A 1,524-nucleotide genomic window follows, 5' to 3' on the forward strand; every position below is an offset into this window, starting at 1 on the left:
GGCCTGCAAGGCCCCTCATGCACCCAGGCGCAGACCGCTGCTGGGCCTCATCACGCTCAAACGGCTGCTGGCGCCCACTCATTCCTGTTCGGATTCGTCAAACATGGGGTTGTGAGAGGCTCCCATAGTCCTCAGGCTTTGACTCATCGTTCTTGAAGTCGCCTTTTTCGAAGCGCAGCCACCAGTGGCCGTCCTCCGCCTGAAAAAGGTTGCTGATGAGATCACTCTGCTGACCCGGGGCAATGTACTTTGTGATGGTCAGAGTGCGGTGGCGCAAAGGGTTGAAGAGACTGAGCCCGAGAATGAGGGCGTCGCGCTTGAATAGGGCCTGATGAACAGACCCAGGCACGGCCGCGGCAGCCGCTAAGTCAAGCTTCTGAATAGCCCGTTTGAATGGAGCCAGTATGTCTTTCAGCGCGAACAACGGCTGCAGAAGCTCTTTGGGATCGCGAGATTTCTTTCCGGCAGAGGCGGCCTGCCACGATTTGCAAACGGCCACCGTTTGCTGGCAAAGCGTGTGCCACGGACGATTCTTTGCAAACTGCGCGACCCGCTCTTCGAAAACTTCAGGTTGCTGCCAAAGGTATCCCTCAATCTCCCGGCAAACACCAACAATGATTCCTGCTGCGTTTCCGTGTCCGTTGTGAAGAAGATTTCCAGAACGGGCCTTGACGAACTCCATGTAAGCAGCCACAAACTCCGGTATAGCCAAAGACGCGAGAGTTCCCACGTCCTCAAGTTTCAAACCTAAGCCACTCGTCGCGCGATTTCCGGTGGTCGGCTTTGTCAGAAATCCAAAATAGCCCCGAAGAAAGAGCAACGTGCGCAGTGCACTCGACGCGACCATATTGGGTGCAGCACACACAAGCAGTTCATCCCTCACGCCGATGCCAGCTTTCTCAGCTGGCAGAACCCGCCAAGCAGCTCGCTTTGAACGTTTCAGTCCGATGGGGTGCATCTGAGTCTTGTAGGCCATAAACGCCCACCACTCGAACAACAACTGCGCACTGAAGTCTGAGGTCGCGACGTAATATGGGTCCTTTCGGGCCTCGCGCGCTCGTACTTCGTAACGGTCGGCGAGCGCTTGCGCCGCCTTCGGCTCATGTTCCTTCTGAAAAACGATCTTCTTCTCGAGGAAGCCAGTGGGCACTCCTAGATAGATCTCCAGTCGCCGGACGGCGGGAATCGCCTTAAAGATTGGCATTACTCCCTCATGCCATCCCGTCAAAGACTTGATGTCCAAGTAGATAGCCTTTGCAATTTCCTTAAGGCTCTTCCCGGATTCAGCAATCGCCAAGCGGAGCTCCTTGTGAAAGGTGGAGTGCCCAGCCATGTTCTTTAAAGTGGCTTCACGCACGTGCTTGTCTATGGTGCGCTTCCACGAGCGAAGGATGCTCAGTGGGCTTCCCCCGGTTTCCCGGACACATCGAATGACATGATGTGTTTAGGAGGCAAACATGCCAAGGACGAGAAGAGCATTTACGGACGAGTTCAAACGGGAAGCGGTGAAGCTGGTGAAGCAAC

Annotated in this window: 1 protein-coding gene; it reads right to left on the minus strand. The window is 55.4% G+C overall.

The genetic code is table 11. From position 1 onward, the window contains the following. Positions 1 to 97: 97 nt before the first annotated feature. Entirely contained in the window at positions 98 to 1,297 is a 1,200-nt protein-coding gene (locus tag AVMA1855_RS26450) for a hypothetical protein (RefSeq protein WP_284428000.1), read from the minus strand. Positions 1,298 to 1,524 lie beyond the last annotated feature (227 nt).

The sequence above is a fragment of the Acidovorax sp. SUPP1855 genome (assembly GCF_030158955.1).
Taxonomy (GTDB): Bacteria; Pseudomonadota; Gammaproteobacteria; order Burkholderiales; family Burkholderiaceae_C; genus Paracidovorax.